Annotated in this window: 1 protein-coding gene; it reads right to left on the reverse strand. The window is 64.0% G+C overall.

Annotated features, from left to right (window positions below):
• A partial coding sequence (locus D6M19_RS34035) for an IS481 family transposase (RefSeq protein ID WP_123029679.1) occupies window positions 1-986 on the reverse strand: 986 nt, incomplete at its 3' end.
• Between the last annotated feature and the right edge of the window lie 107 nt (window positions 987-1093).

Genomic DNA, 1093 nt, shown 5'->3' on the forward strand with positions numbered 1-1093 from the left:
CTGTACTGACCTGAGAGGTTAGGTACGCGGCTGGCGGGTGGTTGACCGCCGAGTGCGGTGTGGCCGCGGTGGTGATTGTAGGTGTGTAGCCAGGTGATGAACGCGGTGCAGCGTTCGGAGTCGCTGGTGTAGAGCCGGGCATATGCCCACTCGTCGGCCAGGGTGCGGTGAAAGCGCTCTACCTTGCCGTTCGTCTGTGGTCGGTAGGGTCGGGTGCGGCGATGCTCGATCTCGCCAAGCGCATCAGCGAAAGTATGTGATCGGTAGCAGGAGCCGTTGTCGGTCAATACTTTTCGAACTGCGATGCCACGTTCGGCGAACCAGGCATTGGCCCGTGACCAGAACGCTGCAGCGGTGTCTTTGCGCTCATCGGTCAAGATTTCGCTGTAGGCCAGCCGTGAGTGGCCGTCGATGGCGGTGTGCAGGAAGTGATACCCGCGAACCGGCTTGTAGTCGGCAGTAAGCTCGCCACCGCTGCGGTCGGCGCGAGCGTTGTGCTTGCCCTTGGTCTTGCCCAGCTTTCGCCAACCACCTCCGGCGGGGATCTTGCCCAGCTTCTTGACGTCGACGTGCACCATCTCGCCACATGCCGTTGGCTCCATGCGGCGGATGACCTGCCCAGTGGGCCGGTCCAGCCAGCGCAGTCGTGCCAAGTTGTAGCGCGTCAGCACGCGGTGCACAGTGGAGACGCTGAGGCCCAGCAGATAGCCGATTCGAGCTGGCCCCCACCGGCGGATGACACGGACCTTGATGATGCGCCGCTCGGTGCGCGTCGGGGTCTGGTTCGGGCTGCGATGTGGTCGGGAGCTGCGATCGGCCATGCCGGCGGCCCCCAGCTCGCGGTAGCGGCCGGCCCAGCGTGCTGCGGTGGTGACGGCGACCTGAAACCGTTCGGCCGCTCGTCGCAACGACCAGCCTTGCTCGACAACGCATCGGGCCAAACGCAGACGACCAGTTTCTGACAGAGGGGCATTACGGTGGACCACGAAGACCTCCGGGGTGAGTTGGTGCGTTCCTAGACAGCTCGCACTTCACTCGGAGGTCTTCGTCATGTCACCACGCCACGCCGTACCTAACGTCCGTGGTCAGTACA

The organism is Mycolicibacterium stellerae, from assembly GCF_003719305.1.
In the GTDB taxonomy this organism is placed as follows: Bacteria; Actinomycetota; Actinomycetes; order Mycobacteriales; family Mycobacteriaceae; genus Mycobacterium; species Mycobacterium stellerae.